We start from the raw sequence: 25,789 nt of genomic DNA on the forward strand, positions 1-25,789 counted from the left end.
ATTACTTCTGGCCCGGGAAGTTCAGCTTGGACAGGTCGAAGTCAGCCAGGCCGGGGGGCAGCTCGTTGAGGCCTTCGGGCATCTGCGACAGGTCGGGGAAACCGGCAGGCATGCCAGGACCACCGGGACCGAACAGGCCCCGCACCTTCGGCGGGGTGGGGCCGCGGCCCTTGCCCTTCTTACCGGCTCTGTTTTTGCCGCCCTTCACTTTTCGGGCGGAGCTCTTGCGGCCCAGCCCGGGCAGGCCAAGGCCGCCCATCATCGACGACATCATCTTGCGGGCCTCGAAGAACCGGTCGACGAGCTGGTTGACCTCCGAGACGCTGACACCCGAGCCGTTGGCGATGCGCAGCCGCCGGGAGGCGTTGATGATCTTCGGGTCAGCCCGCTCGGCCGGCGTCATGCCGCGGATGATGGCCTGCAGGCGGTCCAGCTGGCTGTCGTCGACGGCGGCCAGCGCGTCCTTCATCTGGCCGGCTCCGGGCAGCATGCCCAGCAGGTTGCCGATCGGGCCCATTTTGCGGATCGCCAGCATCTGCTCGAGGAAGTCCTCCAGGGTGAGCTCGCCGGAGCCGATCTTGGCGGCTGCTTCTTCGGCCTTGCGGGCGTCGAAGACCTGCTCGGCCTGTTCGATCAGGCTGAGCACGTCGCCCATGCCGAGGATGCGGCTGGCCATCCGGTCGGGGTGGAAGACGTCGAAGTCTTCCAGCTTCTCACCGGTGGACGCGAACAGAATGGGCACGCCGGTGACTTCCCGCACCGACAGGGCCGCACCGCCGCGGGCGTCTCCGTCGAGCTTGGTGAGCACCACTCCGGTGAAGCCCACGCCTTCGCGGAACGCGTCGGCGGTGGTGACCGCGTCTTGGCCGATCATGGCGTCCAGGACGAACAGCACCTCGTCGGGCTGCACGGCGTCGCGGATCGCGGCGGCCTGGGCCATCATCTCCTCGTCGATGCCGAGGCGCCCGGCGGTGTCGACGACGACGACGTCGAAGTGCTTGGCCTTGGCTTCGGCCAGGCCGGCGGCGGCCACGGCGACCGGGTCACCGGGCGCGCCGGTGTCACCGGCGACCGAGGTGCCCGGGTGCGGGGCGAACACCGTGACCCCGGCGCGCTCCCCGACGACCTGTAGCTGGTTGACGGCGCCCGGACGCTGCAGGTCGCAGGCCACCAGCAGCGGGGTGTGCCCCTGACCGCGCAGCCAGGTGGCCAGTTTGCCGGCGAGTGTGGTCTTTCCCGCGCCCTGCAGGCCGGCCAGCATGATGACCGTCGGCGGGGTCTTGGCAAACGCCAGCTGCCGGGTCTGTCCGCCGAGGATGCCGATGAGCTCTTCGTTGACGATCTTGACGACCTGCTGAGCCGGGTTGAGCGCACCGGAGACCTCGGCGCCCTTGGCGCGGTCCTTGATCCGGCCGATGAATGCGCGCACCACCGGCAACGACACGTCGGCTTCCAGCAGGGCCAGCCGGATCTCCCGGGCGGTGGCGTCGATATCGGCGTCGGTGAGACGGCCCTTGCTGCGCAGGCCCTGCAGGGCCCCGGTCAACCGGTCGGAGAGCGATTCAAACACGCCGCCAGCCTATAGCGCGGGTGGCGGACCAAGGCGACATCGGGCGGCCCGACCGGACAGCCGGCCGCCATCGCAAACGCTATTCGTGCCGATCGAATTGTAACCGCGACGTTAGATAAATTGCACAGTTAATGCCGCAATTCTCATCCGTTAAACGGCTGTTTCAGAGCTTTCACAACCTGTCGATTTCCGTTAAGGATTAGCGCTCTGCCGCTAAGAAACCGTTACCGATCGACTTAGCCTCTCCAATTCCTGCAATGCTTCACAGCATCGATGACCGGCCCGTCGGACCATCCCATTCTGGTCCGGCTTCCTGCGAGGAGGATGCATGTCCTTTGTGAAAACGCTCCCCGAATCAATGACGCACGCCGCGGGTCAACTCGCAGGTATCGGCGAAGCGCTGTCCGCCGAGAGCAGCGCGGCGGCGATCCCGACTACGGTGATCGCGCCGGCCGGCACCGACCCGGTCTCTGCGCTGCAGGCCGCCGTATTCGCGACCTACGGAAGCCTCTACCAGTCGATCAGCGAGCAGGCGGCAGCCGTACACCAGCAGCTGGTGCAGGTCCTCGGGCAGAACGCCGGGGCCTATTCCACCGCCGAGGCGACCAACCAGGCGACGTCCTCGATGGACTCGGGACTCCAGTGGTTCCTGACCAACATCCTCGGCGTCCCGTCCAGCGGCAGTACTTCACTGCTGTCCAGCAACCTCGGCAACATCGCCAACATCGGGACGGGCAACTGGGCCTCGGCCGGCTCAGCACTGCTCGGCTTGGCCGGTGGTGGCCTGCTCGACTTCCCCGAAGAGATCGCCGCCGAAGGAGCCGCCGGTCTCGTGGGCTACGAGGCGCCCATGGTGGGCGCACCGATGGCCGGCATCGGCGCGATGCCCGTGGCAGCCGGCATGGCCCAGGCCACCACAGTCGGGGCTTTGTCCGCGCCGCCGACCTGGGCTGCCGAGGCCTCGGCAGCCACGACCGCCGCCCCAGCCCGGTTGGCGGCTGCGACCGCGGGCATGGCTACCCCGCACGCGGTTCCCGGTATGGCGGCCGTGCCGGCCGCGATGGGCGCAGCGGCAGCCGGCGACCGGGGCGTCGGGCGGTTCGGTGCGCCGCGCTATGGGGTCAAACACACCGTCATGCCCAAGCCGACCGCCGTTTAGCAACCTGCCCCGACGAGAATGGGATTACGCAAATGCCTTTTGATTTTGGAGCGCTACCCCCGGAGATCGTTTCGGCGTGGATGTACAGCGGCGCCGGTTCCGGTCCGCTGATGTCGGCCGCCTCGGCGTGGAGCAGCCTTGCCGCCGAGCTGGAATCTGCAGCGGCGTCCGCCCAGTTGGTGGTTTCCGAGCTGGCCGGCGGAGACTGGACGGGCCCGGCCTCAGCGGCGATGACCAGCGCCGTCACCCCGTATCTGACGTGGTTGCACACCACCTCGGCAGCCGCCCACCAGGCCGGTTCGCAGGCGATGGCCTCGGCAGGAGCATTCGAGGCCGCCCGTGCGGCCGTGGTGTCGCCAGCGATCATCGCCGCCAACCGGGCCCAGCTGGCAGCCCTGGTTGCGTCGAATTTCCTGGGCGTGAACACGCCGGCGATCCTGGCCACCGAAGCCCACTACATGGAGATGTGGGCCCAGGACACCTTGGCCATGTTCGGTTACAGCACCGCGTCGTCCAGCGCTGCTGCGCTGACCCCGATGTCTCCGGCGCCTCAGACCACCAACCCGGTGGGCGCAGCCGTCGCCACCGCCGGCAGTGCTACCGGCGGGCTCCAGCAGGAGCTGACTCAATCACTTTCCTCGTTGCAGGGCGCGCTGCAGGCGGCTGCGTCGCCCCTGTCAGCCACGGCGTCGATGCCGGACCTGGGGACTGCATTTGACCTGTTTCTCGGGACCCCACTGTTCGGCAATGCCATCAACGGCGGTGTGAACACCGCAGCCTGGTTTGTGTGCACCGCCATCCCGACGGCGGTGTCGCTGGGCCACACGCTGGCCCTCGCGGGACCGGCAAGCCTGGCGTCCGATGTCACCGGGGTCGACGGCCTTGCGGCCGGACTGGGCTCGGGCGTCCTGGCGGGCATGACCCAACCGGTCGGCGCGGTGGCTGCAACCGGGACGCCGGTGCTGGCGGGCCTGGGGCAGGCATCCACGATGGGCGGCATGTCGGTACCGGCCGGCTGGTCGGCCGCGGCAGGCACGCAGCTCGCCGCATCGACGGGTTCCGGCTGGACGGTCGCCGCCGAAGAGACCGCGCAGATGCACGCCGCGCCAGCCGGAATGGCGCCGGTGGGCGCAGGCGGCCGCGGCGGTCTCGGGTCCGGTGGCCCGCGTTACGGCTTCAAACCTACGGTGATGCCAAAACAGGTGCTGGTGTAAAGCCGGGGGCGCCCTCTTGATCGCCGGCAACGGCGGGAGCATCGCTGGCGACGACGGGAGCGCCGTCAAGGCGCGCTTCAGGAGGGTGCACCGCATGCCTGCGCCGGTCACCGGGGCAGGTGCGGCCCCGGATGCAGCCACAGTTGAGGCCGATAATGCAGACCTGGGGGCTGAGGGAGGTCACACCCGGCACGGGAGCCACACCGCCAATAGGGACAGGCGCTGCCTGCGCGATGCCGGCCGTGCCGGCTCCGGTGAGCCCGACCGCCAGGGCGACGCCCGTAGTTCCCAACAATGCGGCGGTCATCCTGGCGAAGTGTCTCATCGCAATCCCTATGTTTCGTCCGTGTTTCACCCCCTTCACACAAGGTAGTTCCCGTTCCTGGCATCCATCTGAAACTTCCTGACATCTATCTGAGTCTCCACAGCTCACCGCCCCCGGGGCGCGCGGGCGATCGTGCGGTAAGCCGGCGGCCCCGGGCTTACGACGGCGATGCCGATAATCGAGGCCCAATTTCGGTGGCCGCCCGCCCATCTATATCGTCTGACGTCCTAAATTCTGCGAAAAACAATTCCGATCGAGTGGCAGAAATGCACGCTTTCGCTATCTAAAGGGCGGGAAGACCACGATTGCGGGCCGTTCGCCCCGATCGCGGCTGATGTCGAGGCGGGTATGTTTCCCAACGCAGCGGGAACGAACAATGGTTGCAACAGGTCCATGCCGGCCGTGCCAACCACTGCCAGCAAAGCTGATAATTCCGCGGAATATCACACCCGCAGCGCTGACATCCCCCGGCGTGACCATACGTTGGCAGCGGCCCGCAGTTCGGCGTCGACGCGCTGGCTGATCGTGTGCGCCGCATCAAAGAGGCTGGCCGCCAAGTCGTACCTGTCGCCCAGTCCCAAGGCGCCGCTGATTTCTTCGACGTACTGGGCCGACAGCAGATCATGTCCGCGCCCGCAGGCCCGGTGAAGTTCGGTGCGGACGTCCAGCACCGTGCGACAGGCACCGCGCAACGACGTGCCACGGTCCTTCGGCCGACGCACGGCCAAGCGGCCGGGACCCTGTGCGGCAGTCAGCGCATCGAGCAGCTGAACATCGCGTAAGCCGCCGCGGCCACATTTCAGATCGGGTTCGGCGCTACCCGCTATCTCCCCGCTGCGCTGCCACCGGGCATGTGTCACATCGACGAGCTCGCCGTAACGGATGCCGATTCTGTGGCGCCATTGCTGTCGGACCCCGGCGATGAGGCGTGTCGACAGCAGCTCGTCGCCGGCGATGTGGCGTGCGTCCAGCATGGCCAGAGCGGCGAGGATATCGGAGTCTGCAACGCGCAGCGCCTGCGGAATTGTGCGCACGCTGTGATCGAGACGAACATTGGCGTCCCACAAGGGATACCAGAGCAGTTCCGCCGTTCGCCGGACTGCGTCGGCAGGCATGCCGTCGTGCACCAGCAGCAGGTCCAAGTCCGAGTGCGGAAGCAACTCGCGGCGGCCCAGCGAACCGGTAGCGACAACCGCGAAACCACTTCCGGCCACCACCCCGATCTCGCTCGCCTTGGCAACCAGCCACGACTCGTGCACCTGGCGCCACATTTGCCGCAGGGCGACCGAATCCCATTGCGCTGACGTGGCACACCGCAGTGCCGCTCGAACAGCAACTAGGTCGGTTGCGGAGCAACTACGTCGACGCTGCTCAGGGCTCGTGGTTGGACCCCCGCGGTTCATGGCGGTCTACATCGACTCGGATCGCACTACCGGCTCATACCGCGTCGGCGCCACGTTCACCGGTGCGCACCCGGACCACGGATTCCACCGCGCTGACCCACACCTTGCCGTCGCCGATCTTGCCGGTGCGTGCCGCCCGCACGATGACCTCGACGATCTTGTCCACCGCGAAGTCGTCGACCAGCACCTCGATCCGCACCTTGGGAACGAAATCGATCGAGTACTCGGCACCGCGGTAGACCTCGGTGTGGCCCTTCTGCCGCCCGTATCCCTGGACATCACTGACCGTCATCCCCAGCACTCCGGCCTCTTCCAAGCCAGTCTTGATGTCCTCCAACGTAAACGGCTTCACGATCGCGGTGATCAGCTTCATCTTCTCTCCTGTCTTCAGCCGAGTAAGCAAGAACCGCATTGCCGGCACTCACGAGGTCATAACCGCTTTGGAGGTGCTCGGCCTCATCGATGCCCGAAGCTTCATCCTCGGCGTCCAGTCGTAGTCCGATGGTGTATTTGAGGATCAAGGCCAAAATCGCCGTTCCGACGGCCGAATACACCGCAACGCTCGACGCCCCGATGGCCTGCCGCCACAGCTGATCGAAGCCGCCACCGTAGAACAAGCCGGGCGACACGTCGGACGCACCGTCGATGGCCGCCGTGGTCGGCGCCGCGACCAGGCCCACCAGCAGGGTTCCGACGAGACCTCCGACCAGGTGCACTCCGACAACATCAAGCGAATCATCAAAGCCGAAGCGATATTTCAGGCCCACTGCGAGTGCACAGGCTACGCCGGCAACCGCGCCGACAACCAGCGCGCCGACGACATCGACCGACGCGCACGCCGGGGTGATCGCCACCAGTCCGGCGACAATACCCGACGCTGCACCCAACGAGGTGGCGTGGCCGTCGCGGATCCGCTCGGCCAGTAGCCAGCCCAGCATCGCGGCGGCTGTCGCGACCGTCGTGGTGACGAAGGTCGAGCCGGCAACACCGTTGGCGCTGACCGCCGATCCGGCGTTGAATCCGTACCAACCGAACCACAACAGGCCGGCCCCGAGCATCACCAACGGCAGATTGTGCGGCCGTATCGGAAGGGTCGGCCAGCCTTGGCGTTTACCCAGGACGATCGCCAATACCAAAGCGGCCATGCCGGCATTGATGTGGACGGCGGTGCCCCCCGCAAAGTCGATCGCATGGAGCTTGTTGGCGATCCAGCCGCCGTGCGGCGCGGTGGTGTCGTCGAATGCAAACACCCAGTGGGCGACAGGGAAATACACGACGCTGACCCACAGGGCGGCGAACAACAGCCAACTGCCGAACTTCATCCGATCTGCCACCGCTCCGGAGATCAACGCGACCGTGATGATCGCGAACATCATCTGGAATCCCACGAAAACGGTCTGCGGTACCGTGCCGACCAGCGGAATCTCGACCGCAGGTGTGCCGCTGAGCGGATCGGCAGCGACCGCGTTGACGCCGATCAGACCCTTCAATCCCCAATAGTCCGTTGGGTTTCCCGCCAGGTTGCCAACATCATCGCCGAAGGCGAGCGAGTAACCGTAAAGCACCCACAGCACGGTCACCACGCCCATGGCGCTGATGCTCATCATGATCATGTTCAAGACACTCTTGACCCGGACCATGCCGCCGTAGAAGAACGCCAGACCGGGCGTCATCAAAAGCACCAGGGCGGCGCTGGTCAGCATCCAGGCAGTGTCGCCGGTGTCGGGCACCCCCATCGTCGGGAACTGATCCATGCACCAAACCTCCTCCGCCGCGACCGGTTGCCATATGAACCAGGCTGGTCATAACCATGCGCAACAGTTGTTTCGGCACTAGCGCCGCTCCGTTGCAGATGTGTGACCACCTGCTCACAGCTGTGAGCCAGCAAGAGCGCAGGAAAGGGCCCGACGCGCCGCCGAGGCGCAGAAACTGAGGTTCGCTGCCGGGTTAGGCGACCGCGCTAGGTACCTGCACCGGGCGCGCCCCCGGCGCCCCCGGCACCCCCGTTACCGCCGACGTTGGACTCGCCGGGCCGGCCCGCACCACCGGGGGTACCTCCGCCGGACCCACCGTCGCCACCGTCGCCTCCGGCACCGCCGGAACCGACAGAACCGTTGCCGCCCGCACCACCGTTACCGCCGCGGCCACCCGAACTGCCGGTCTGGTCGGCTGCGGCGCCGCCGTTGCCACCGTCACCGCCGTCCGCGCCGACCCGGCCGCTGCCGCCGGCACCACCGACTCCCCCGGCACCACCGTTCCCACCGGTTGTTCCGAAGCCGCCGGCGCCGCCCGCGCCGCCGTTGCCGCCGTGGCCTCCGGTGCCGAACGGGTTGGTCAGACCTGCGCCACCCGCACCACCGGCGCCGCCGTCGCCGTCGTCGCCGGCCTGTCCGGCCGCGCCGATCCAGCCGGCACCGACGCCGGCGGCACCGCCTCGCCCGCCGTCGCCACCGTCACCGCCGTTACCGCCGTTGGGCTGGCTGGCGGTGCCGACGCCGCCGGCGGCCCCCACCCCGCCGACACCACCGGCGCCGCCGTTACCGCTGAAGCCCAAGAGCCACCCGGCGTTACCACCGACGCCGCCGTTGCCGCCGAGACCACCGTTCAATGCGGTCACGTCGGGGCCGTTGACGCCAGCCCAGCCGGAGCCACCGCGCCCACCGGTTCCACCGAAGCCCCAACCGGCCAGGGAGTCGCCACCCGCACCGCCGGTACCCCCGGCATGCGTCACCAACGACGTGCCGTCGAAGGTGTCATGGAAGCCGGTACCGCCCCGGCCGCCGACACCACCGTCGCCGAACCACATTCCGCCGGTGCCGCCCTGGCCACCCTCGCCGGCCTCGATCACCACGCCGCCCGTGCCGAGGTAGGCGGCGGCGCCCTGACCGCCCGCACCACCGTTGCCGAACAATCCGGCGTCGCCACCGTCACCACCCACGCCCCCGTTGACCCCGGCGACGCCGGCCGCACCGTCACCGCCGTCGCCGAACAGGAACCCGCCGTCACCAAGGTTTCCCAGACCCAACCATCCGAACAACGAGTTGTTGACCCCGTTGAAGCCGTCTATACCGTCGCCGATCAGGTCCCGGCCGAACGTCAGCACAAAGGGCGTGTTGATCAGGTCGATCAGCAGCTGGTTTCCGGCGTTGTGCAGGAAGCTCTCCAGGGCGTCGTGGATCGGGAGATAGAAGCTGTCCTGATAGAGCTGAGCCCAGTCAGCCGGTACGAACGCGTTGAAGTCGACGCTGCCCGGGTCGGCGCTGGCCACGCCGACGTCGCCGAGATCGACGCCGGCCGGGTTCATGTCGGCCGTGTCGAACCAGGTCCCGGGGTCGAAGAAGTCGAAATCCGCCTGGGCCGACGGCGCGGCCGCCAGGGGCGCCACGGCGAGCATCAACGCCGCCGCCGCACCGCCCATCGCGCGACTCATCCGACCAGTTGCGCTACCACCCCGGTGCCCGGCACGACGGCGAAGACGACGATTCATTGCATTGACCTTTCTACGACTAATCCGTATTGACTGGCCGAAGCCGACTTAGGCGGGGGTGATCGTGTCGAGGCCGAGGAAATCGCCGATCCAGGACAGATCGGGATTCCCATCAACAAATGACCCGAGGGAGTTCAGGAAATCCGACGAGTCCCCCGCGTCGGTCGCCATCGCCGAGCCGCCGAACAGGCCACCGAACAGCGGGGTCGGGTCCTGGATATCGAAAAAGACGCGCTGGGCGGCGTTCCACAGGATCGAGAACGGCTCCTGCTCCATAAACGACCCCCACACGTAGTTCGCCGGGTCTCCCAGATCACGAAATGCCGCCTGAACGCCCTGCGACCAGGCATCGCTCAGGGCGGCGTTGATCTGGTCCCAGCTGATGTTGCTGGGCAGCAGCTCGAAGCTGAACGAGGTGGGCACATTGGCCGGTCCCTGGTTCCAACCTTCGGTGAGGCTGCCGTAGCCCAGGTTCACCAGGATGCGCATGCTCGGCTCCAACAGGTCGGCCAGTGGGTTGCCCCAGACCGGGTTCAGCCGCAGCAGGTCCAGCAGCGGCAGGGACTCGCTGGGGATCATGTAGTAATTGGTGAGACCGTTCCCACCGGTAGTTTCCAGCGGGATGGCGTTGGCAATGTCATCGGCGCTCAGTCCGAAATATCCGTCGTGCAGCAAGAACATGCCGGCAACCGCATTGAGATCGGCCAGCAGATTCAGCGGATAACGCGGAAAGTCGGCGAAGCCGTCGTATTCCATCGTGTAGACGTCGGTGGTGAAGTAGTCCGGGGTCGGATGCCCGAGGGTCAAACCGTTCCAGAAAGTGAGATCCCCGCCCCAAAAGTTCAGTAGTTCGATCAGACCACCGTTCGGGTTCGCGGAATTACCGACGAGCACAAAATGAACGTCTTGGGCCCCCACTCCCTCATGGTGAAGCTGTTCCATGGTCATCGACGACATCGCCGAACTCTGCGAGTAGCCGAAGACGTACACCGGGTTGTTGGCGTCGACTCCGCCACCGGCGATCTGATTCTCAATCGCCTCGGCAAGGATCTGGGCGCCTTGGACTTCCGAGACGTTGCCCGGGAAGTACAGCTGCGGCGTGAACAGAGACTCCGCAGTTCCGGTGAAGCCGTGCGGCTGTAGGTACAACAGGTTGGCGGCGTTGACGTAACCCTCCGACGGCAACGGAATACCGCTGCCGCCCATGACGAACGCGATGTCACCCGCGGCGAGCGCTATGTCCGCCGACACCGCGGCCGACGCCCGCGCAGACAGCGGCGGTACCGTGGCAAGCCCTGCCATGCCGACGAAGACTGCGAGAACGCTTACGACAGCGAGAACTACACGACCACGACGGAGCGAACGCCCCCCCTGCGGACCGGTCATCGCGACGACACCAGCCATGGAAACCCCTTGAAATGTCCTTCAACGCACCGCCGAACGCGGAAACCCACCCGAAATTAGATCACCCGCAACAGTTTTAGTCAGTAGTTCCGCGGAAAGCCAGCCAGACTGACATAACTGTCGTTATTGCGGCGTGATAAAAAGCGACCTTTCGCCTTCCCCGAATCATGAGGCGGACGGCGGTCCAAGTAAGGTGCCTTTCGTGGATATTAATGGAGCAAGCGCGATCGTCACCGGTGGCGCATCAGGAATCGGCGCGGCCACCGCCCGCCAGCTGGCCGACAGGGGTGCACGGGTCGTCGTCGCCGACCTACAGGCAGACAAGGGCGAGGCGTTGGCCCACGAGATCGGCGGCGTGTTCGTGTCCGTCGACGTGACCAGCACCGAGCAGATCATCGACGCGGTCAACACGGCGACAGACCTCGGCCCGCTGCGGGCGCTGGTGAACTCCGCCGGTATCGGCTGGGCCCAGCGCACCATCGGCAAGGACGGCGAATTCGAGTCGGCGCACAACCTGGACGCCTACAAGAAGGTGCTCGCCATCAACCTGGTCGGCACCTTCGACTGCATCCGGATCGCCGCCACCGCGATGAGCCGCAACGAGCTGACCGACACCGGCGAGCGGGGCGCAATCGTCAACATGACCAGCGTTGCGGCTTTCGACGGCCAGATCGGCCAGGCCGCCTACTCGTCGTCCAAGGGCGGCGTTGTGGGCCTGACCCTGCCGGTTGCCCGTGACCTGTCGGCGGCGGGCATCCGGGTCAACACCGTGGCTCCCGGCCTCATCGACACCCCGATCTACGGCGAAGGCGAGGCCTCGGAAGCCTTTAAAGCCAAGCTCGGCGAGTCCGTGCTGTTCCCGCACCGGCTCGGCAAGCCCGAAGAGCTGGCATCGATGGTGTTGGAGCTGCTCACCAACTCCTACATGAACGCCGAGGTCGTCCGCGTGGACGGTGGCATCCGGATGCCACCGAAGTAGTTCGCGCACCCGAGGTTGAGATTGCGTCCAGGGTCGCGTACACCGCAGAATGTACAGCCCTGGACGCAATCACAAGCAACGTCTAGGGGCGTGTGGGAGCGCGCCGGCGCGTGGCGCCCCAGAGCCCAACGCCGATGCCGACAACCGCCCCGCCGAGGCCGACGATCTGCTGTCCGCGCTTGAGATCGGCGTGCACGCTGATCCCGCCCAGCAAGTCGGCCGCGTCGGCACCGCCGGATGCCAGGAACCAGCCGCGCGTGTCGCGACCGCGCAACGCCGCGTTCAGGAGTAACCCACCGATCAGCGCGTCGCGGTAACCCATCGAACGAAGCAGCAGGCGCGCGGAAGGCCCGGGATCGTCCGGCTCTCCCCACAACCGATTCGCCCGAAGAGGATCTACCAGAAACGAAATCCCCGACGCCAGCCGGATACTGCCCGCGACCAGCGCGGCACGGTCTTTGATCATGGACCGCAGCCTAGGGCCCGACGCCTGCGCCCGAACCTACTTCCAGGCGAACACCGGTTGCTCCAACTCGTCGACTCGGTCACCTCGACCCTCCAGGCACAGCCACCGCACTTGCAACAGCACCGCGCCCGTCGGCGCGTGAATGAGGTCGTTGCCCAATGGGATCTGCACGACCGGACGCGGGCTCTCCGGAATACTGACGAAGCGCGGCGAATCATCGCGTTGCAGCTGATGCAGCCCCACGCGATAGACCGCCACCACTTCAGCCGGCTCGGGACGGAGATCGAGCCGACCCCCGCCCCAGATCACCACGGGCGTGATGACGTATCCGGAGCGAGTCGGATAGTCGTCTAGTACGCCCAGCACAGCCGAGTCGGGCAACCTGATGCCGACCTCTTCGTCCAACTCACGCAGAGCCGCGTCGACCGCGGTTTCGCCGGGATCCAGGCGGCCGCCGGGCAGCGCCCATTGAGCAGCATGCGAGGTGAGACGAGAGGCCCTGCGGCACAAGAGAAAGGCAGCTCCCCCGGATACATCGACCATGCGGCCATCAAGACCAGCTTCCGGCATGGGCCGCCCGGCGATCCAGTCGTCCACGGGCGCAGGGTCGACCCGGTCTTCGGCGACTTCGGAGTCCACGATCACCACCGCGACGGCCGCGTGCCGCTTCGACGGGTCGGTCACGGCGCGGCGGTCGTGCCCGTCCAGATGCGCCCGGATCCGTTCCCGCAGCGCCTCGTCATAACTGATCGTCACCGCTCGACCATAGGCGGCGTGGCGGGAACGATCCTCAGCCGGCGGCCCACTCCTTGGCGCGTTCGACTTCGTCGAGGCCGAACACCTTGAGCTCGCCCGGAATCATCCACTCCAACGCGTGCAGAACATGAGCGACCCAGTCCTTGTCGGACACCACCGCGATGCGCTTGAACGCCGAATGATGCGGCAGAACGGCGCCCAGCCCGAGCTTGATGTCCTCGGCCAGCCCGCCGGGCCCGAAACCCTCGTAGTCGGAGTCGATGACCTCGACGATGCGGACATCGCCGCCCTGCAGAAGCTCGTGCAGCGAAGGCTTGATCTCACGCAGTTCGTCACCGCGAAGCCGCCCGGAAACACGAAGCCCGGTCACTCCCTGCGGCATGTCTGGCAGTAGCTCGATCATAGGGACGCTCCTTTCCGGCCGATGCCGCCACTGTAGTCCGGAGGCCGTCGACTATTCGAAGTCGTTGCCGTGGGACTGGTGTTCGCGAAGCCGGGTCGCGAAGGTCATCCAATCGCCCGCCTCGGCATCCTTGAGCAGGCTCCGATGTTCGGCGAGCACGAGGTCTGGCTGCCCGCGGACCGTCGAGTTGCGCACGATCGAGAGATGCTGTCGATCTTGCAGCCGGTCGTAAAACGCCAGCATCGTGGAGTTGTTCGCGAGCTCCACAAATGCCCGATGAAACTGCATCGCCAGGGCCGCAAAGCCGGGATAGTCGCGCCGGTACAGCGCCTGCTCTTGTCCGTCGAGGTTTTCCCGCAGACGCGCGGCCAATTGATGCCGCGCCTCAGGGTTGCCCAGTTGCACACCGGCGCATTCAAAGGCATGCCGCACCTGGTCTGACTCGCGGATCTCATCGACGGTCAGTTCACGTACCAGCGCACCGCGCTTGGGGTAGATCCGCACCAGCCCCTCATCTTGCAGACGCCCCAGCGCCGCACGCACCGGCGTACGGCTCATCGACATCGACGCCGCCAGAGTCGACTCGCTGAGCATGGCCCCGGCGGCGAACTCGCCGCTGAGAATGCCCGCACGAATCAGGGCGTGAGCGCGCTGCGCGGAATTGACCGTCACGTCGCGCACGTGGACCTCCTGATCGCCGGGGGACACTCTAGGATACCGCTAGTATCCTAGTTGCATCTGGCGCAGAAAACCCCAAGGAGTGCAGTGACAACACCAGTGAGCGGGCACCAGCCGACGGAGCCTCCTGCGCAGGTACTGGCATTCGCCGATCGCGTCACTGAAGCGCTGGACGCCGCCAGCCTCGCGCTGCTACTGAGCCTCGGACACCAAAGCGGCCTGTTCGATGCCTTGGCCACCCTGCCGGAACCGGCAACCAGCACCCAGATTGCCGGGCTCACGAGACTCAACGAACGCTACGTTCGCGAGTGGTTGGGCGGCACGACCGTGGCCGGCGTTGTGGAGTACGACCCCGCCAACCAGACGTATCGATTGCCGCAGCACCATGCCGCGGTGTTGACCCGCGCCGCCGGGGCCGCCAACTTGGCGCGCGTCGCGCAGTACATCGCACTGATGGGCGAAGTCGAGCAGAAAGTCTTGGACTGCTTCCAGCGCGGCGGCGGACTGCCCTACAGCGACTATCCCCGCTTTCATGCGGTGATGGCGGAGCGAAGCGGGGAGGTCTTCGACTCAGCTCTGATCGACGTCGTCCTCCCCCTCGTCGAGGGCTTGCCGCAACGGCTCCGCGAGGGTGCAGATGTGGCCGATTTCGGCTGCGGCAGTGGTCACGCCGTCAACGTGATGGCCCAGGCGTTCCGCAACAGCCGGTTCACCGGCATTGACTTCTCGTCCGAGGGCATCGCGCGAGCGACTCGGGAGGCGGCTCAACGAGGACTGGCGAACGCCACCTTCGAGAGCCACGATCTGACGACGTTCGACCGAGCTTCGGTGTATGACCTCGTCACCGCATTCGATGCCATCCACGATCAGGCTCAGCCCGCGCGGGTGCTGGAGAACATCTATCGATCTTTGCGGCCAGGGGGCATCTTCTTGATGGCCGATTCGAAGGCGTCAAGCAGCCTGGAAGACAACATCGGCATTCCCATGAACACCTACCGCTACACGGTCTCCCTGATGCACTGCATGCCGGTGTCGTTGGCCTTGAACGGCGCCGGTCTGGGCACCATGTGGGGCCGCCAAGCCGCGATGTCGATGCTGGCCGACGCCGGTTTCACCCACGTGGAATGCACCGAGATCGACGCGGACCCGTCGAACTACTACTACATCGCGACCAGGCGCTGACGTGAAGGAGACCCAGCCATGCTGCCGGTGGTGAACTTCGCGCTGCTCGACCGTTCCGATGAACGCATCCGGCTCCGTGAAGTCACCCACACCATTGGGTTCTTTTACCTCGTCGGACATGGTGTTCCGGCGGAGCTGGTCGGTGAACTGGACGCCGTGGCACGTGAATTCTTCGCCCTACCCGAGCCAGACAAGCTGGCGATCGAACTCGCGCGCAGCCCACACTTTCGCGGCTACTCGAGAGTCGGCGGTGAGTTGACCAATGGCGAGGTGGACTGGCGCGAGCAGATCGACTTCGGCCCCGAAGCCGACGCCATCGACGGCGCTGCCGGCCCGCAGTGGTTACGGGGACCCAATCAGTGGCCGTCGGCTATCCCCGCGATGCCGGAGCTGATCGGGCGCTACCAGCAGGAGATGAACCGAGTTGCGCGGGAGTTGTTGCGGCGCTGGGCGCAAGCCCTGGGCTCGCCGTCAGAGATATTCGATTCCGCTTTCGGCGCCGAACCCGCGTCGTTGATGAAGCTGATCCACTACCCGCGACGGCCCGCGAACTCCCGTGACGACCAAGGCGTCGGCGCGCATAAGGATCCTGGAGTCATGACGCTGCTGCACCTGCAGAACGACTCGACGGGATTGCAGGTGCAATCGCTCGACGGCGAATGGCTGGATGCCCCGCCGCTAGACGGCGCATTCATCGTCAATATCGGTGAGCTGCTGGAAGTCTCAAGCCAGGGCTACCTACGTGCTACACCGCATCGGGTGCTGACACCGGCGACCGCCCCGGCACGCATCTCGATCCCCTACTTCTTCGGCCCAGCGCTCGACGGCGTCGTACCCACCCTGGCACTACCGCGGGATCTTGCCGCCAAGACCCGGCCGATCAGCCACGACGCAAACAATCGGCTCCACAGCACCTACGGCGAAAACATGTGGAAGGCCAAGAGACGCGCCCACCCCGACGTGTTCGCGCGGTGGCATGACGGTGATCTGGAGGCCGGCTAGCCGTGTCCGATCAGCCCGCGTTGCGCGCCAGGTTGATCGCGTAGTCGCTGACGAAGTGTCCCGCCGCGGGTTCGCCGTGGCCGCAGCTGCCGTCGGACTCCCCGACCCGCTTGACCCACAGGTAGGCGTCGGCGTGCTGCCCGGCGGTGTCGGCGGTGGGCGGCGTGCCCAGCGCGCGTCCGCTGGGATTGCACCATCCGTACGGGTCGCCCTCGGCCGGGCCGTTGCCGTTACGGGAGGTGTCGATCACGTAGTGCGCGCCGCCGGTCATCCCGGAGATCTCTTCGCCGTAACCGATTTCCTCTTCGGTGCTGAAGTAGTTCGTGGAGTTGAGGGCGAAGCCCCGCGCGCGGCCCACCCCGGCCTGGTTGAGGCGGTTAGCCATTTCACCGGCGTTGACCCAGCGCGAGTGCCCGGCATCGACGTAGACGGCGGTGGCCGGGTTGCGGCCCAGCGTGTCGACGGCGTAGCTGATCAGGTCGAAGCGCTCCTGGCGCTGGTCGCCGGAGAGGCAGTCGGCCATCGCGAGCGCGTCGGGCTCGAGGACGATCGCGGCCGGGTTGCCGCCGATCCCGTCGGCGATGCTGTCGATCCAGGCGCGGTAGGACGCGCCGGAGGAGAATCCGCCCGCGGCGTAGCTGCCGCAGTCACGGTGCGGTATGGCGTAGAGCACCAGCACCGGCATGGCACCGGCCGCCGCCGCCGCACCGGTGTGACGGGCCACCGTCGAGCCGACCGAACCCGCACCGAACGCGTGGTCCAGCCAGTACGCCTGCGGCGTGTTGGCTACCCGGGCCAGCTCGGCGCTCTCCGGCTGGGCATTGGAGGCATGCATCGCCTTCGAGATGGGATCGACATAGAAGGGCATGCCGGCCAGCGGGTTGTCCCCGTCGGCGTGGGCGGGGGCTGCGCCCGCCAGGGCCGCAGCGGCAAGGAGGGGGGTGAGGCAGCGCGCGACTGCACCAAATGCTGAGGGGATCACAGGCAAAAATTACCTCACCGCCGACTTGAGGTCACAAGAAGGTCACGATCGCGGCCGGATCGCTCAGCCGAGCAGCGCGTCGACGAAGGCGCCCGGCTCGAACGGAGCCAGGTCGTCGGGTCCCTCACCGAGCCCCACCAGCTTGACCGGCACTCCGAGCTCCTGCTGCACGCGGAAGACGATCCCGCCTTTGGCGGTTCCATCCAGCTTGGTCAGCACCACCCCGGTGATGTCGACGACGTCGGCGAACACTCGGGCTTGGGCCAGGCCGTTCTGCCCGATGGTGGCGTCCAGGACCAGCAGCACCTCATCGACGGCAGCCCGGCGTTCCACCACCCGCTTGACCTTGCCGAGCTCGTCCATCAGACCGGTCTTGGTGTGCAGTCGTCCCGCGGTGTCGATGACCACGACGTCGGCGCCTTCGGACACGCCCTTGTCGACGGCGTCGAAGGCGACCGAGGCCGGATCGGCGCCCTCGGCGCCGCGCACCACCTCGGCCCCCACCCGCGCTGCCCAGGTCTGCAGCTGGTCGGCCGCGGCGGCCCGGAACGTGTCGGCCGCCCCCAGCACCACGCGGCGGCCGTCGGCCACCAGCACCCGGGCCAGTTTGCCGACGGTGGTGGTCTTGCCGGTGCCGTTGACCCCGACCACCAGCAGTACCGACGGGTGGTCGTCGTGCGGCAGGGCCCGAATGGAGCGCTCCAGACCGGGCTGCAGCTCGGCGATCAACACGTCGCGCAGCACGGCGCGAGCCTCGGCTTCGGTGCGCACCTGACCGCCGGCCAGCCGTCCGCGCAGCTGAGTCACCACCGATTCGGTGACCACGGGGCCCAGATCGGCCACCAGCAGGGTGTCCTCGACGTCCTGCCAGGAGTCCTCGTCGAGATCTCCGCCGCCCAGCAGCCCGAGCATGCTGCGGCCCAAAGCGTTCTGCGACTTGGCCAACCGACCGCGCAGACGTTCCATCCGGCCGTCGACAGGTTCGATCGCGGGTGCTGCCGGTTGCGCTTCGGGCAGTTCGACGTCGGTGATGGTCCGTTTCGGCGCGTCACGCGGAACGGTCGCGTCGTCTCCGATGACGGGGGCCGGTGGCTCCGAAGCTTCAGTCCGGCTGAACGTGATGCCCGATTCGGCGGCGTAGCCCCCAGAGCGGTCCAGGCTCTCGCGTTGCGGCGCCGACAGATTGATACGCCCTCGGCGGTGACGCACCAGACCGAAGATCAGTGTGGCGATGACGACGAGGGCGGCGGCGACCGCTAGGGCAATCCAGAGACCTTCAGACACTTCGCCATTGTTTCAGGGCTGCGAAGGGCAGGGCTTGTCGGTGGTGCCCGGCAGACTGCGGTCAACACGCCTTGGGGCGTAACCTGCGAGTATTCGAGTTGCCATCCAGAGGGGGTGTCATGTCCGTGCTGGCAGATGATCGGCCGTTCGACCTGATGACCCTGGAGCAGTGGGACGCACTTGAGGTCGCCCACACGCGACGGTGGGAGCTCAGCGAGGGAAGCATCATCATGTCGCCGCGCCCACAGGTCACCCATCAACGGATTTCACGACAACTCATCGGCCTCCTACAAGATCACCTGCCCGACGGGCTCGAGCCGCTGGCCGAGATCGAGGTCACCACCATCGCGTCGTTCCCGCCCAGTGTCCGAGACCCGGATATCGCCGTGATCCGCAGCGAAGCGGTCGAGGGACGTACTGTTCGTGTCCCGGCAACCGATGTGGTGCTCATCGTCGAGATCGTCTCGGCGGGCTCGCGCAGCATGGACCACGTGATGAAGCGGTACGAGTACGCCAAGGCGGGCATCGAGCACTATTGGATCGTCGACCCCGAAGCGCCGTCGGGCGAGTGGTTCCTCGCATACCGTCTCGACGGCGAGGAGTACCGGCCGATCGCGGCCGTTGCCGGAGAACAGGTACACATGCACGAGCCGGTCGACATACGGTTCACCCTCGGCCAGTTGGCCGGCTAGCTCTGGCTGGAGACCAGCTCCTCGCCCCGGATGCGTTGGGAGATCACCGCGGTGATCCCGTCGCCCTGCATGGTCACCCCGTACAGCGCGTCGGCGACCTCCATGGTCGGCTTCTGGTGGGTGATGACGATGAGCTGCGAGCGGGCCCGCAGCATCTCGAACAGCGACAGCAACCGGCGCAGGTTGGTGTCGTCGAGCGCGGCCTCGACCTCGTCCATGATGTAGAACGGCGACGGGCGGGCCCGGAAGATCGCGACCAGCATCGCGATCGCGGTCAGCGACTTCTCCCCGCCGGACAGCAGCGACAGCCGCTTGACCTTCTTGCCGGGCGGACGGGCTTCGACGTCGACGCCGGTCGTCAGCATGTCGCTGGGGTCGGTCAACAGCAGCCGGCCTTCCCCACCCGGGAACAGCGCCGCGAACACCTCGGTGAACTCGCGCTCCACGTCGGCGTAGGCGTCGGTGAAGACCTGCAGGATGCGCGCGTCGACCTCGGAGACCACGTCGAGGAGGTCTTTGCGGGCCGCCTTGACGTCCTCGAGCTGGGTGGACAAGAAGTTGTAGCGCTCCTCGAGCGCCGCGAACTCCTCAAGTGCCAGGGGGTTGACCCGGCCCAGTTCGGCCAGCTCGCGTTCGGCACGTTTGGCCCGGCGCTCCTGGGTGGCGCGGTCGTAGGGCATCGGGGCGGGCGCGGTCACCAGCTCGCCGCGTTCGCGGGCCTGCTCGAATTCGGCCATCTCCAGTTCGGTGGGCGGCAGCGCGACGTCCGGACCGTATTCGGCGATCAGGTCTGCCGAACTCATACCGAACTGTTCGAGCACGGTCTGCTCGAGCTGCTCGATGCGCAACGCGGCCTGCGCCTTGGCGACCTCGTCGCGGTGCAGCGACTCGGTGAGCGCGGTCAGCCGGGTGCTCAGGGAGTTCACCTCGTCGCGGACGGCGGCCATCGCGGCGGCCCGCTGCTGGCGCTCGCTGGCCAGGCCGTCGCGGATCCGCGCCGCCGCGATCACCACATGGTGCAGGCGCTGGGCCAGCGCGCTGCCGGCGTCGGCCACCGCGGCCGCCGTCGTCGCCGCGCGTGCGCGTGCGGCACGGGCCTGCTCGGCGCGTAGCCGCGCCTCGCGTTCGGCCGCGGCCGCCCGGCGCAGGGAGTCCGCCTTGCCGCGGACCGCGTTGGCGCGTTCCTCCGCGGTACGCACCGCCAGCCGGGCCTCCACCTCGACGCTGCGCGCCGCTTCCGCGGCTGCCGCGATCTGTTGGCGGTCCACCGGTTCCACGGCTTCGGTGGGCTGGTCCTCTTCGGCGTTGCGCAGCCGGGCCTCGAGCTCGCCGAGCTCGGTGACGGTCTGGGCTCGGCCGGCCTCCAGCTCGTCACGCTCGCGCAGCCGGCGGCGCCACTCGGCCTCGGCGGCGCGCGCCTCCTGCCCCAGCCGGCCCAACTGCTCGTGGGTCGCGGCGATGGCGGCGTCGGACTCGTTGAGCGCGGCCAACGCCTGCTCGGTGGCGTCGCGGCGCGCCGATTGCTCGGCCAGTGCTCCCGCCAGGGCCGCGCCGAGTTCGCCGGCCTGCGTCTCTGCGGCCGCCAGCTCAGCGCGGGCCTTGTCGATCTCGCTGTTGATCTCCAGGGTGGACGGCTTGCGATCCGATCCGCCGCTGACCCAGCCGGCACCCACCAGGTCGCCGTCCAGCGTCACCGCGCGCACCCCGGGGCGCGCAGCCACCAGGTCCAGCGCCGTGGGCAGGTCGGCGACCACCACCACCGCCGACAGCATGGCCGTCATCGCGCCGCGCAGCCGATCGGGGGCCTCGATCAACTCCAGTGCCCACAGCGCTCCGTCGGGCAGTGCCGCACGCTGTTCCGTGGCAGGCAGCGGCCAGTCCCCCAGCACGATCGCGGCCCGGCCACCGTCGCCGGTCTTCAGCGCGTTCAGCGCCGAGCGGGCCGCGCCGGCGTTCTCCGCGGCCAGCGCGTCGGCAGCAGACCCGAGCACCGCGGCCAGCGCCGCCTCATAACCCGAGCGCACCTTGACCAGCTTCGCAATCGACCCGAACAGCCCGGGATCAGTGTGGTTCGCCGCGAGCCAGGCGGCGCCGTCCCGGCGTTCCAGCCCCATCGACAACGCCTCGATACGGGCGCGCAGCGAAGCCACCTGTCGCTCGGCGGCGCGCTCGGCGGCCTGCAGTTCGGCGACGCGCTCCTCTGCCAGCTGCAAGGTGGCCACGGTCCGCTCGTGGTGCTCGTCGAGGCCGACCTCGCCCTGATCGAGCTCGGAGACCCGGCCTTGAACCGTTTCGAACTCGGCCTGCGCGGCCTGGGCCCGCGCGGCGGCCTCCTCGATACGCGTCGACAGCTGCCCGACGTGAGTGTCGATCGACTCGACCCGCGCCCGAATCGTCTCCACCTGACCGGTCAGCCGGGCCAGGCCCTCACGCCGGTCGGCTTCAGCACGGACCGCCGCCAGATGCGCCTTCTCCGCCTCGGTGCTGCGGCGCTCCCGTTCGGCCAGCTCTGCGCGGGCCGCCTCCAGCCGGATACCGGCCTCGGCCAGTTCGGCCAGGAGTTGCTGCTCGGCCGCAGCCACCTGCTCGGCCTCGGCCTCCAGGGCGTCCGGGTCGACGCCGGCGGTGGTGATCGGCTCCTCGTCGAGATGTTGGGCGCGTTCGCTGGCGATCCGCACCGTGGCGCTGACCCGCTCGGCGAGCGCGGAGAGCGAGAACCACGTCTGCTGGGCGGCCTCGGCGCGATGGGTCAAGCTGGCGACCGCGGACTCGTGAGCGGTCAGTTCGTCGGCAGCCACCGCGAGGCGTTCGGTGATCTGGTCGTGCTCGCGACGCAACGTCGCCTCGGCGTCGGTGGTTCCGGCGAACTCGGCCTGCCGCGAGACCAGGTCGTCGGCGGTCAACCGCAGCTTGGCGTCGCGCAGGTCGGCTTGGATGGTGGCGGCTCGCCGGGCAACTTCGGCCTGGCGGCCCAGCGGTTTGAGCTGGCGGCGCAGCTCGGTGGTCAGGTCGGTCAGGCGGGCCAGGTTGGCCGCCATCGCGTCCAGCTTGCGGACCGCCTTCTCCTTGCGCTTACGGTGCTTGAGCACCCCGGCGGCCTCTTCGATGAAGGCCCGGCGGTCTTCGGGCCGCGACTCCAGGATCTGCGCCAGCCGGCCCTGGCCGACGATGACATGCATCTCACGGCCGATGCCGGAGTCGCTCAGCAGCTCCTGGACGTCCATCAACCGGCAGCTCGCGCCGTTGATCTCGTACTCGCTGGCTCCGTCGCGGAACATCCGCCGGGTGATCGAGACCTCGGCGTACTCGATCGGCAAGGCGTTGTCGGAGTTGTCGATGGTGACGGTGACCTCGGCGCGACCCAGCGGGGCGCGCGAGGAGGTGCCGGCGAAGATGACGTCTTCCATCTTGCCGCCGCGCAGGGTCTTGGCGCTGTGCTCCCCCATCACCCAGGCCAACGCGTCGACCACGTTGGACTTGCCCGAACCGTTGGGTCCGACCACCGCGGTGATACCCGGTTCGAAGCGCAGAGTCGTCGGCGCAGCGAAGGACTTGAAGCCCTTCAGCGTCAGACTCTTGAGGTGCACGGGGTGTGAGACTACCGGTCTAGCGTTCGGCGAATCCGTCGATCGGGTCTCCGGCGTCCGTCCAGTCGGCGACGACGGTGTCCACCCGGCCCGGCGTGGCGCCACCCTGCAGCAGCTCCAGCAGGCGCTGGCAGTCCGCGCGGGGTCCCTGAGCGACGACGTGCACGCGGCCGTCTGGGCGGTTGGCGGCGTACCCCGTCAGACCCAGCTCCAGCGCCCGCGAACGCGTCCACCACCGAAATCCGACGCCCTGGACGTGGCCGTGCACCCAGGCGGACAGGCGGACGTCAGGAGCGGTCACCGGAGTCGACCTCGAAGCGCACCTCGGTGCCGGATTTCAGGGTGCGGCCCACCGTGCAGACCTGATCGATCGCCCGGTGCACGACGGTCAGCAGGCGCTGCTTGTCGGCGTCCTCCAGGCCCGACAGATCCAGCTCCAGAATCTCTTCCAGCAGCGGATAACGCTCCTGCTCACGATCGGCGGGCCCGGACACCCGGATCGTCGCTGAATAGTCATCGCCGAGCCGGCGGGCCAGCGGTGCGTCACTGGACATTCCGCTGCACGCGGCAAGCGCGATCTTGAGCAGCTCCCCGGGGGTGAAGACGCAGTCGACGTCTTCGCTGCCGACCAGCACCTGCGCGCCTCTCGAACTGCGTCCGGTGTAGCGGCGGGTTCCGGTTCGTTCCACCCATAGTTCCGTCATGGGGACATCTTGGCAGCCCCAGGCTCGCCTTCGCCGAATGTGTACTCAGCGCGACAAAACTATCGATTTCTCGGCGTCACTACACGCTCGGTGAACGGTGCCAAGGCGCGTAGTCTCATCTGGATCATGCAGGTAGCGATCCCACTCTTCCCGCGATTCACCGCCTTGGACGCGATCGGGCCCTATGAGGTGCTGCAACGGATTCCGGGTGTCGAGGTGATTTTCGTCGGGCACCACCGCGGCGAGGTTCGCAGCGACAACGGCATGCTCGGAGTCCTCTGCGACGCCCGATTCGACGAGCTGACCGCACCGGATGTGATCGTCGTCCCTGGCGGTATCGGGACGCGGGCATTGCTCGACGACGCGGAGTTGCTCGACTGGGTGCGCACTGCCCACACCCACACCAGGTTCACCGCCTCGGTGTGTACCGGCTCGCTGCTCTTGGCCGCCGCGGGGATCCTGGATGGCCTGACCGCGACCACCCATTGGGGGGCCGTCGAGCTGCTGGAACACCTGGGCGCCCGCTATGTGGAGCAGCGCGTGGTCGAGCATCTGCCGCAGCGGATCGTCACCTCCGCGGGGGTCTCCAGCGGCATCGATATGGCGCTGCGGCTCGTCGAACTGCTGGTGGACACCGAAACGGCGTGCGCCGTCCAATTGCTGATCGAGTACGACCCGCAGCCCCCGTTTGACTGCGGATCACTGGCCAAAGCCGGCGAGGGCGTCCGGCGGCGGGCCGCGCAGCTGCGGCGCTGACGCACCCGGCAGTCGCGGGCATACTGGTCCGTTATGGCCACCGTCGTCGCCTTCCACGCCCACCCCGACGACGAGGCGATCCTGACCGGGGGAACCTTGGCGCGAGCGGCCGCCGAGGGGCATCGCGTGGTTGTGGTGGTAGCGACCGACGGACGGGTCAGCAATGACGACGGCGATCGTCTCGTCGAATTGCGTTCGAGTGCAGAGATTCTCGGCGCGCACCGGGTCGAATGTCTGGGCTTCGCCGACAGTGGCTTCGGGGCGGAGTTCTATCCCGACCCGCCGGGGCGGGTCAGGTTCGCCCGCGCCGACATCGAGGATGCGGCGCAGCGACTGGCAGCCATCCTGCGTGACGAAGACGCGGATCTGCTCCTGAGCTACCAGTCCAACGGCGGCTACGGCCACCGCGATCACGTGCGGGTTCATCACGTCGGCAAGCGGGCCGCGCAGATCGCGGCGACACCGCGGGTGCTCGAGGCGACGATGCCCCGGGAACTGTTGGCCCGGATCGCCAATGCGGCGCGACTACTGCGGCTGCCGGCCCCCTACGAGCGCGACGTGGTGCGCACCGCGTACGCGCCGGGGGCGAGCATCACCCACCGGATCAACGTGTTCGGGTTCGCCCGGCAGAAGCGGGATGCCTTCGCCGCGCACCGCTCCCAGATCGGCGCCAACCCGGCCGCGGCCCGCCTGTTCGCAGTGTTGCTGCGGCTTCCCCCGCAGGTGGCCGGCCTGATGTTCGGCCGGGAGTGGTTCGTCGATCCGGCGCTGCCGCCGGGGCGGGTGTGCCGCGACATCTTCGAGTGAATTGGGGCCACCGCGGCGTGGGACCACGACGGCGCGAGCGTGCGCAGAATGCCACGATTTGCGGCGTGTTGGCGTGCAAACATGCACGTTCGCCGAAAAGAGAACGACAGTCAGCGTTGGCAATTCGGGCAGAAGTACGACGATCGGTTCATAAATTTCACCCGGCGGATCGGCGTCCCGCAACGTCGGCACGGCTCGTCTTCACGGCCGTAGGCGTCCAATGACCGGCTGAAGTAACCGGATTCACCGTTGACGTTGACGTAGAGCGAATCGAACGAGGTGCCCCCGACGGCCAGGGCGTCGTTCATCACCTCTGCGGCGGCGCCCAGCAGTGCCCGCAGCCGCGGCCGAGACAGCCGATCGGCCACCCGGGTGCCGCGAATCCCGGACCGCCACAGTGCTTCATCGGCGTAGATGTTGCCGATACCCGAGACCACGGTCTGGTCGAGTAGTTGGCGTTTGATCTCGGAGTGCTTGCGCCGCAACACTTCGACCACCGCTTCGACATCGAAGCGCGGATCCAGCGGGTCGCGGGCCAGATGGGCGACCGGAACCGGCAGCACGCTGCCGTCCACGGCGACCAGGTCGGTGAGCTGCCACCCGCCGAAGGTCCGCTGGTCGACGAAGCTGACCTTCGTACCGTCGTCGAGCACCGCGGCGATCCGCAGATGCCTGCTGTCGGGCAGCTCCCCCAGCAGCATCTGACCACTCATCCCCAGGTGCACCACCAGCGCCTCGTCCGTACTCAATAGCAGCCAGAGGTATTTACCGCGCCGGTCGGTGCCGGTGATCCGGGCGCCCAGCAGTCGGCCGGTCAGATCGGCCGGGCCGGCGTCGTGCCGGCGCACCGCCCGCGGATGGTGCACCCGCACTGCGGTGATCGTGCGCCCGACCAGGTGCTCGTTCAGGCCGCGCCGAACCACCTCGACCTCGGGGAGTTCGGGCATGC

Annotated in this window: 23 protein-coding genes and 1 pseudogene; 8 read left to right on the forward strand and 16 right to left on the reverse strand. The window is 67.6% G+C overall.

The genetic code is table 11. The features are described 5' to 3' along the window. Position 1: 1 nt before the first annotated feature. The gene (gene ffh, locus K3U94_RS15090) at positions 2–1,570 is read right to left on the reverse strand and encodes a signal recognition particle protein (protein ID WP_220694229.1); all 1,569 of its coding nucleotides are present in this window, start codon (positions 1,568–1,570) and stop codon (positions 2–4) included. Positions 1,571–1,898: 328 nt separating this feature from the next. On the opposite strand from ffh, the gene K3U94_RS15095 reads away from it, so the two are divergent. Further along, positions 1,899–2,729 (forward strand): PE family protein, encoded by an 831-nt coding sequence (locus K3U94_RS15095; RefSeq protein ID WP_047319278.1) that lies wholly within the window; start codon positions 1,899–1,901, stop codon positions 2,727–2,729. Positions 2,730–2,761: 32 nt separating this feature from the next. Beyond that, positions 2,762–3,943, forward strand: coding sequence for a PPE family protein (locus tag K3U94_RS15100; protein WP_220694230.1), 1,182 nt, complete (start codon positions 2,762–2,764; stop codon positions 3,941–3,943). A gap of 777 nt (positions 3,944–4,720) precedes the next feature. Here the strand turns inward: K3U94_RS15100 and K3U94_RS15105 are convergent. The 5 genes and pseudogenes from K3U94_RS15105 to K3U94_RS15125 form a co-directional block, all read right to left on the reverse strand. Beyond that, positions 4,721–5,671 (reverse strand): annotated as a pseudogene (locus K3U94_RS15105) ([protein-PII] uridylyltransferase family protein); the annotation flags it as partial. A gap of 34 nt (positions 5,672–5,705) precedes the next feature. Then, on the reverse strand, positions 5,706–6,044 hold the full coding sequence (locus K3U94_RS15110) for a P-II family nitrogen regulator (RefSeq protein WP_047319280.1): 339 nt from the start codon (positions 6,042–6,044) through the stop codon (positions 5,706–5,708). Beyond that, positions 5,950–7,425, reverse strand: coding sequence for an ammonium transporter (locus tag K3U94_RS15115; protein ID WP_220694232.1), 1,476 nt, complete (start codon positions 7,423–7,425; stop codon positions 5,950–5,952). The genes K3U94_RS15110 and K3U94_RS15115 overlap by 95 nt, the downstream gene beginning before the upstream one ends. Positions 7,426–7,631: 206 nt before the next feature. Next, positions 7,632–9,101, reverse strand: coding sequence for a hypothetical protein (locus K3U94_RS24140; protein WP_220694233.1), 1,470 nt, complete (start codon positions 9,099–9,101; stop codon positions 7,632–7,634). A 105-nt stretch (positions 9,102–9,206) separates the two neighbouring features. After that, positions 9,207–10,460 carry a PE-PPE domain-containing protein gene (locus K3U94_RS15125; RefSeq protein ID WP_220694234.1) on the reverse strand — a complete coding sequence of 418 codons (1,254 nt, stop codon included), beginning with the start codon at positions 10,458–10,460 and terminating at the stop codon, positions 9,207–9,209. A gap of 304 nt (positions 10,461–10,764) precedes the next feature. On the opposite strand from K3U94_RS15125, the gene K3U94_RS15130 reads away from it, so the two are divergent. After that, complete coding sequence (locus tag K3U94_RS15130) at positions 10,765–11,541, forward strand: SDR family NAD(P)-dependent oxidoreductase (protein ID WP_047319283.1); 777 nt, start codon at positions 10,765–10,767, stop codon at positions 11,539–11,541. An 82-nt stretch (positions 11,542–11,623) separates the two neighbouring features. Here the strand turns inward: K3U94_RS15130 and K3U94_RS15135 are convergent, their stop codons facing one another. Genes K3U94_RS15135 through K3U94_RS15150 form a run of 4 tightly spaced genes read right to left on the reverse strand, consistent with a single transcriptional unit; the run spans position 11,624 to position 13,847 of the window. Beyond that, a complete protein-coding gene (locus K3U94_RS15135) occupies positions 11,624–12,007 on the reverse strand; it encodes a DUF4267 domain-containing protein (RefSeq protein WP_220694235.1) in 384 nt (127 codons plus the stop codon). 36 nt (positions 12,008–12,043) lie between these two features. Continuing rightward, entirely contained in the window at positions 12,044–12,763 is a 720-nt protein-coding gene (locus K3U94_RS15140) for an NUDIX hydrolase (RefSeq protein WP_220694236.1), read from the reverse strand. Between the two features lie 34 nt (positions 12,764–12,797). Next, the gene (locus tag K3U94_RS15145) at positions 12,798–13,166 is read right to left on the reverse strand and encodes a SpoIIAA family protein (RefSeq protein ID WP_047319285.1); all 369 of its coding nucleotides are present in this window, start codon (positions 13,164–13,166) and stop codon (positions 12,798–12,800) included. A 51-nt stretch (positions 13,167–13,217) separates the two neighbouring features. Beyond that, positions 13,218–13,847, reverse strand: coding sequence for a GntR family transcriptional regulator (locus K3U94_RS15150; RefSeq protein ID WP_220694237.1), 630 nt, complete (start codon positions 13,845–13,847; stop codon positions 13,218–13,220). A gap of 135 nt (positions 13,848–13,982) precedes the next feature. Between K3U94_RS15150 and K3U94_RS15155 the strand changes: the two genes are divergently transcribed. Both K3U94_RS15155 and K3U94_RS15160 read left to right on the forward strand, forming a co-directional pair. Continuing rightward, positions 13,983–15,026: a class I SAM-dependent methyltransferase gene (locus K3U94_RS15155; RefSeq protein ID WP_230987623.1), complete on the forward strand. Its 1,044-nt coding sequence runs from the start codon at positions 13,983–13,985 to the stop codon at positions 15,024–15,026. An 18-nt stretch (positions 15,027–15,044) separates the two neighbouring features. Then, positions 15,045–16,028 (forward strand): isopenicillin N synthase family dioxygenase, encoded by a 984-nt coding sequence (locus tag K3U94_RS15160; protein WP_220694238.1) that lies wholly within the window; start codon positions 15,045–15,047, stop codon positions 16,026–16,028. Positions 16,029–16,038: 10 nt separating this feature from the next. On the opposite strand, the gene K3U94_RS15165 is transcribed toward K3U94_RS15160, so the two are convergent. Next, positions 16,039–17,010, reverse strand: a complete 972-nt coding sequence (locus K3U94_RS15165) for a glycoside hydrolase family 6 protein (RefSeq protein ID WP_220694239.1) — start codon at positions 17,008–17,010, stop codon at positions 16,039–16,041. A 63-nt stretch (positions 17,011–17,073) separates the two neighbouring features. Continuing rightward, complete coding sequence (gene ftsY / locus K3U94_RS15170) at positions 17,074–18,294, reverse strand: signal recognition particle-docking protein FtsY (RefSeq protein ID WP_220694240.1); 1,221 nt, start codon at positions 18,292–18,294, stop codon at positions 17,074–17,076. Positions 18,295–18,413: 119 nt separating this feature from the next. On the opposite strand from ftsY, the gene K3U94_RS15175 reads away from it, so the two are divergent. After that, positions 18,414–18,986 (forward strand): Uma2 family endonuclease, encoded by a 573-nt coding sequence (locus K3U94_RS15175; RefSeq protein WP_047319290.1) that lies wholly within the window; start codon positions 18,414–18,416, stop codon positions 18,984–18,986. Here the strand turns inward: K3U94_RS15175 and smc are convergent. From smc to K3U94_RS15190, 3 genes are read right to left on the reverse strand one after another with little or no spacing between them, the layout of a single operon-like run. Beyond that, positions 18,983–22,573: a chromosome segregation protein SMC gene (smc, locus tag K3U94_RS15180; RefSeq protein WP_047319291.1), complete on the reverse strand. Its 3,591-nt coding sequence runs from the start codon at positions 22,571–22,573 to the stop codon at positions 18,983–18,985. The two genes, K3U94_RS15175 and smc, sit on opposite strands and share 4 nt — an antisense overlap. Before the next feature lie 19 nt (positions 22,574–22,592). Continuing rightward, positions 22,593–22,874: an acylphosphatase gene (locus K3U94_RS15185; RefSeq protein ID WP_220694241.1), complete on the reverse strand. Its 282-nt coding sequence runs from the start codon at positions 22,872–22,874 to the stop codon at positions 22,593–22,595. Further along, positions 22,861–23,277 carry an OsmC family protein gene (locus K3U94_RS15190; RefSeq protein ID WP_220694242.1) on the reverse strand — a complete coding sequence of 139 codons (417 nt, stop codon included), beginning with the start codon at positions 23,275–23,277 and terminating at the stop codon, positions 22,861–22,863. Before K3U94_RS15190 ends, K3U94_RS15185 begins: the two co-directional genes overlap by 14 nt. A 126-nt stretch (positions 23,278–23,403) precedes the next feature. Here K3U94_RS15190 and K3U94_RS15195 point away from each other — a divergent pair, with 126 nt between their 5' ends. Together K3U94_RS15195 and K3U94_RS15200 are read left to right on the forward strand one after the other, a co-directional pair. After that, positions 23,404–24,033, forward strand: coding sequence for a DJ-1/PfpI family protein (locus K3U94_RS15195; RefSeq protein WP_047319408.1), 630 nt, complete (start codon positions 23,404–23,406; stop codon positions 24,031–24,033). Positions 24,034–24,066: 33 nt separating this feature from the next. Next, positions 24,067–24,840, forward strand: coding sequence for a PIG-L deacetylase family protein (locus tag K3U94_RS15200; protein WP_220694243.1), 774 nt, complete (start codon positions 24,067–24,069; stop codon positions 24,838–24,840). Positions 24,841–24,950: 110 nt separating this feature from the next. Here K3U94_RS15200 and mutM read toward each other — a convergent pair whose 3' ends face one another. After that, entirely contained in the window at positions 24,951–25,787 is an 837-nt protein-coding gene (gene mutM, locus K3U94_RS15205) for a bifunctional DNA-formamidopyrimidine glycosylase/DNA-(apurinic or apyrimidinic site) lyase (RefSeq protein WP_220694244.1), read from the reverse strand. Between the last annotated feature and the right edge of the window lie 2 nt (positions 25,788–25,789).

It is taken from the genome of Mycolicibacter heraklionensis, from assembly GCF_019645815.1.
Classification (GTDB): domain Bacteria; phylum Actinomycetota; class Actinomycetes; order Mycobacteriales; family Mycobacteriaceae; genus Mycobacterium; species Mycobacterium heraklionense.

What these genes read in the sequence shown, in the direction of transcription:
- K3U94_RS15095 (WP_047319278.1), top strand. Translation starts at nt 1,899, where the DNA reads ATGTCCTTTGTGAAAACGCTCCCCGAATCAATGACGCACGCCGCGGGT.
- K3U94_RS15100 (WP_220694230.1), top strand. Translation starts at nt 2,762, where the DNA reads ATGCCTTTTGATTTTGGAGCGCTACCCCCGGAGATCGTTTCGGCGTGG.
- K3U94_RS15110 (WP_047319280.1), bottom strand. Translation starts at nt 6,044, where the DNA reads ATGAAGCTGATCACCGCGATCGTGAAGCCGTTTACGTTGGAGGACATC.
- K3U94_RS15115 (WP_220694232.1), bottom strand. Translation starts at nt 7,425, where the DNA reads ATGGATCAGTTCCCGACGATGGGGGTGCCCGACACCGGCGACACTGCC.
- K3U94_RS24140 (WP_220694233.1), bottom strand. Translation starts at nt 9,101, where the DNA reads ATGAGTCGCGCGATGGGCGGTGCGGCGGCGGCGTTGATGCTCGCCGTG.
- K3U94_RS15125 (WP_220694234.1), bottom strand. Translation starts at nt 10,460, where the DNA reads ATGGCAGGGCTTGCCACGGTACCGCCGCTGTCTGCGCGGGCGTCGGCC.
- K3U94_RS15135 (WP_220694235.1), bottom strand. Translation starts at nt 12,007, where the DNA reads ATGATCAAAGACCGTGCCGCGCTGGTCGCGGGCAGTATCCGGCTGGCG.
- K3U94_RS15145 (WP_047319285.1), bottom strand. Translation starts at nt 13,166, where the DNA reads ATGATCGAGCTACTGCCAGACATGCCGCAGGGAGTGACCGGGCTTCGT.
- K3U94_RS15160 (WP_220694238.1), top strand. Translation starts at nt 15,045, where the DNA reads ATGCTGCCGGTGGTGAACTTCGCGCTGCTCGACCGTTCCGATGAACGC.
- K3U94_RS15175 (WP_047319290.1), top strand. Translation starts at nt 18,414, where the DNA reads ATGTCCGTGCTGGCAGATGATCGGCCGTTCGACCTGATGACCCTGGAG.
- K3U94_RS15190 (WP_220694242.1), bottom strand. Translation starts at nt 23,277, where the DNA reads ATGACGGAACTATGGGTGGAACGAACCGGAACCCGCCGCTACACCGGA.
- K3U94_RS15195 (WP_047319408.1), top strand. Translation starts at nt 23,404, where the DNA reads ATGCAGGTAGCGATCCCACTCTTCCCGCGATTCACCGCCTTGGACGCG.
- K3U94_RS15200 (WP_220694243.1), top strand. Translation starts at nt 24,067, where the DNA reads ATGGCCACCGTCGTCGCCTTCCACGCCCACCCCGACGACGAGGCGATC.
- mutM (WP_220694244.1), bottom strand. Translation starts at nt 25,787, where the DNA reads ATGCCCGAACTCCCCGAGGTCGAGGTGGTTCGGCGCGGCCTGAACGAG.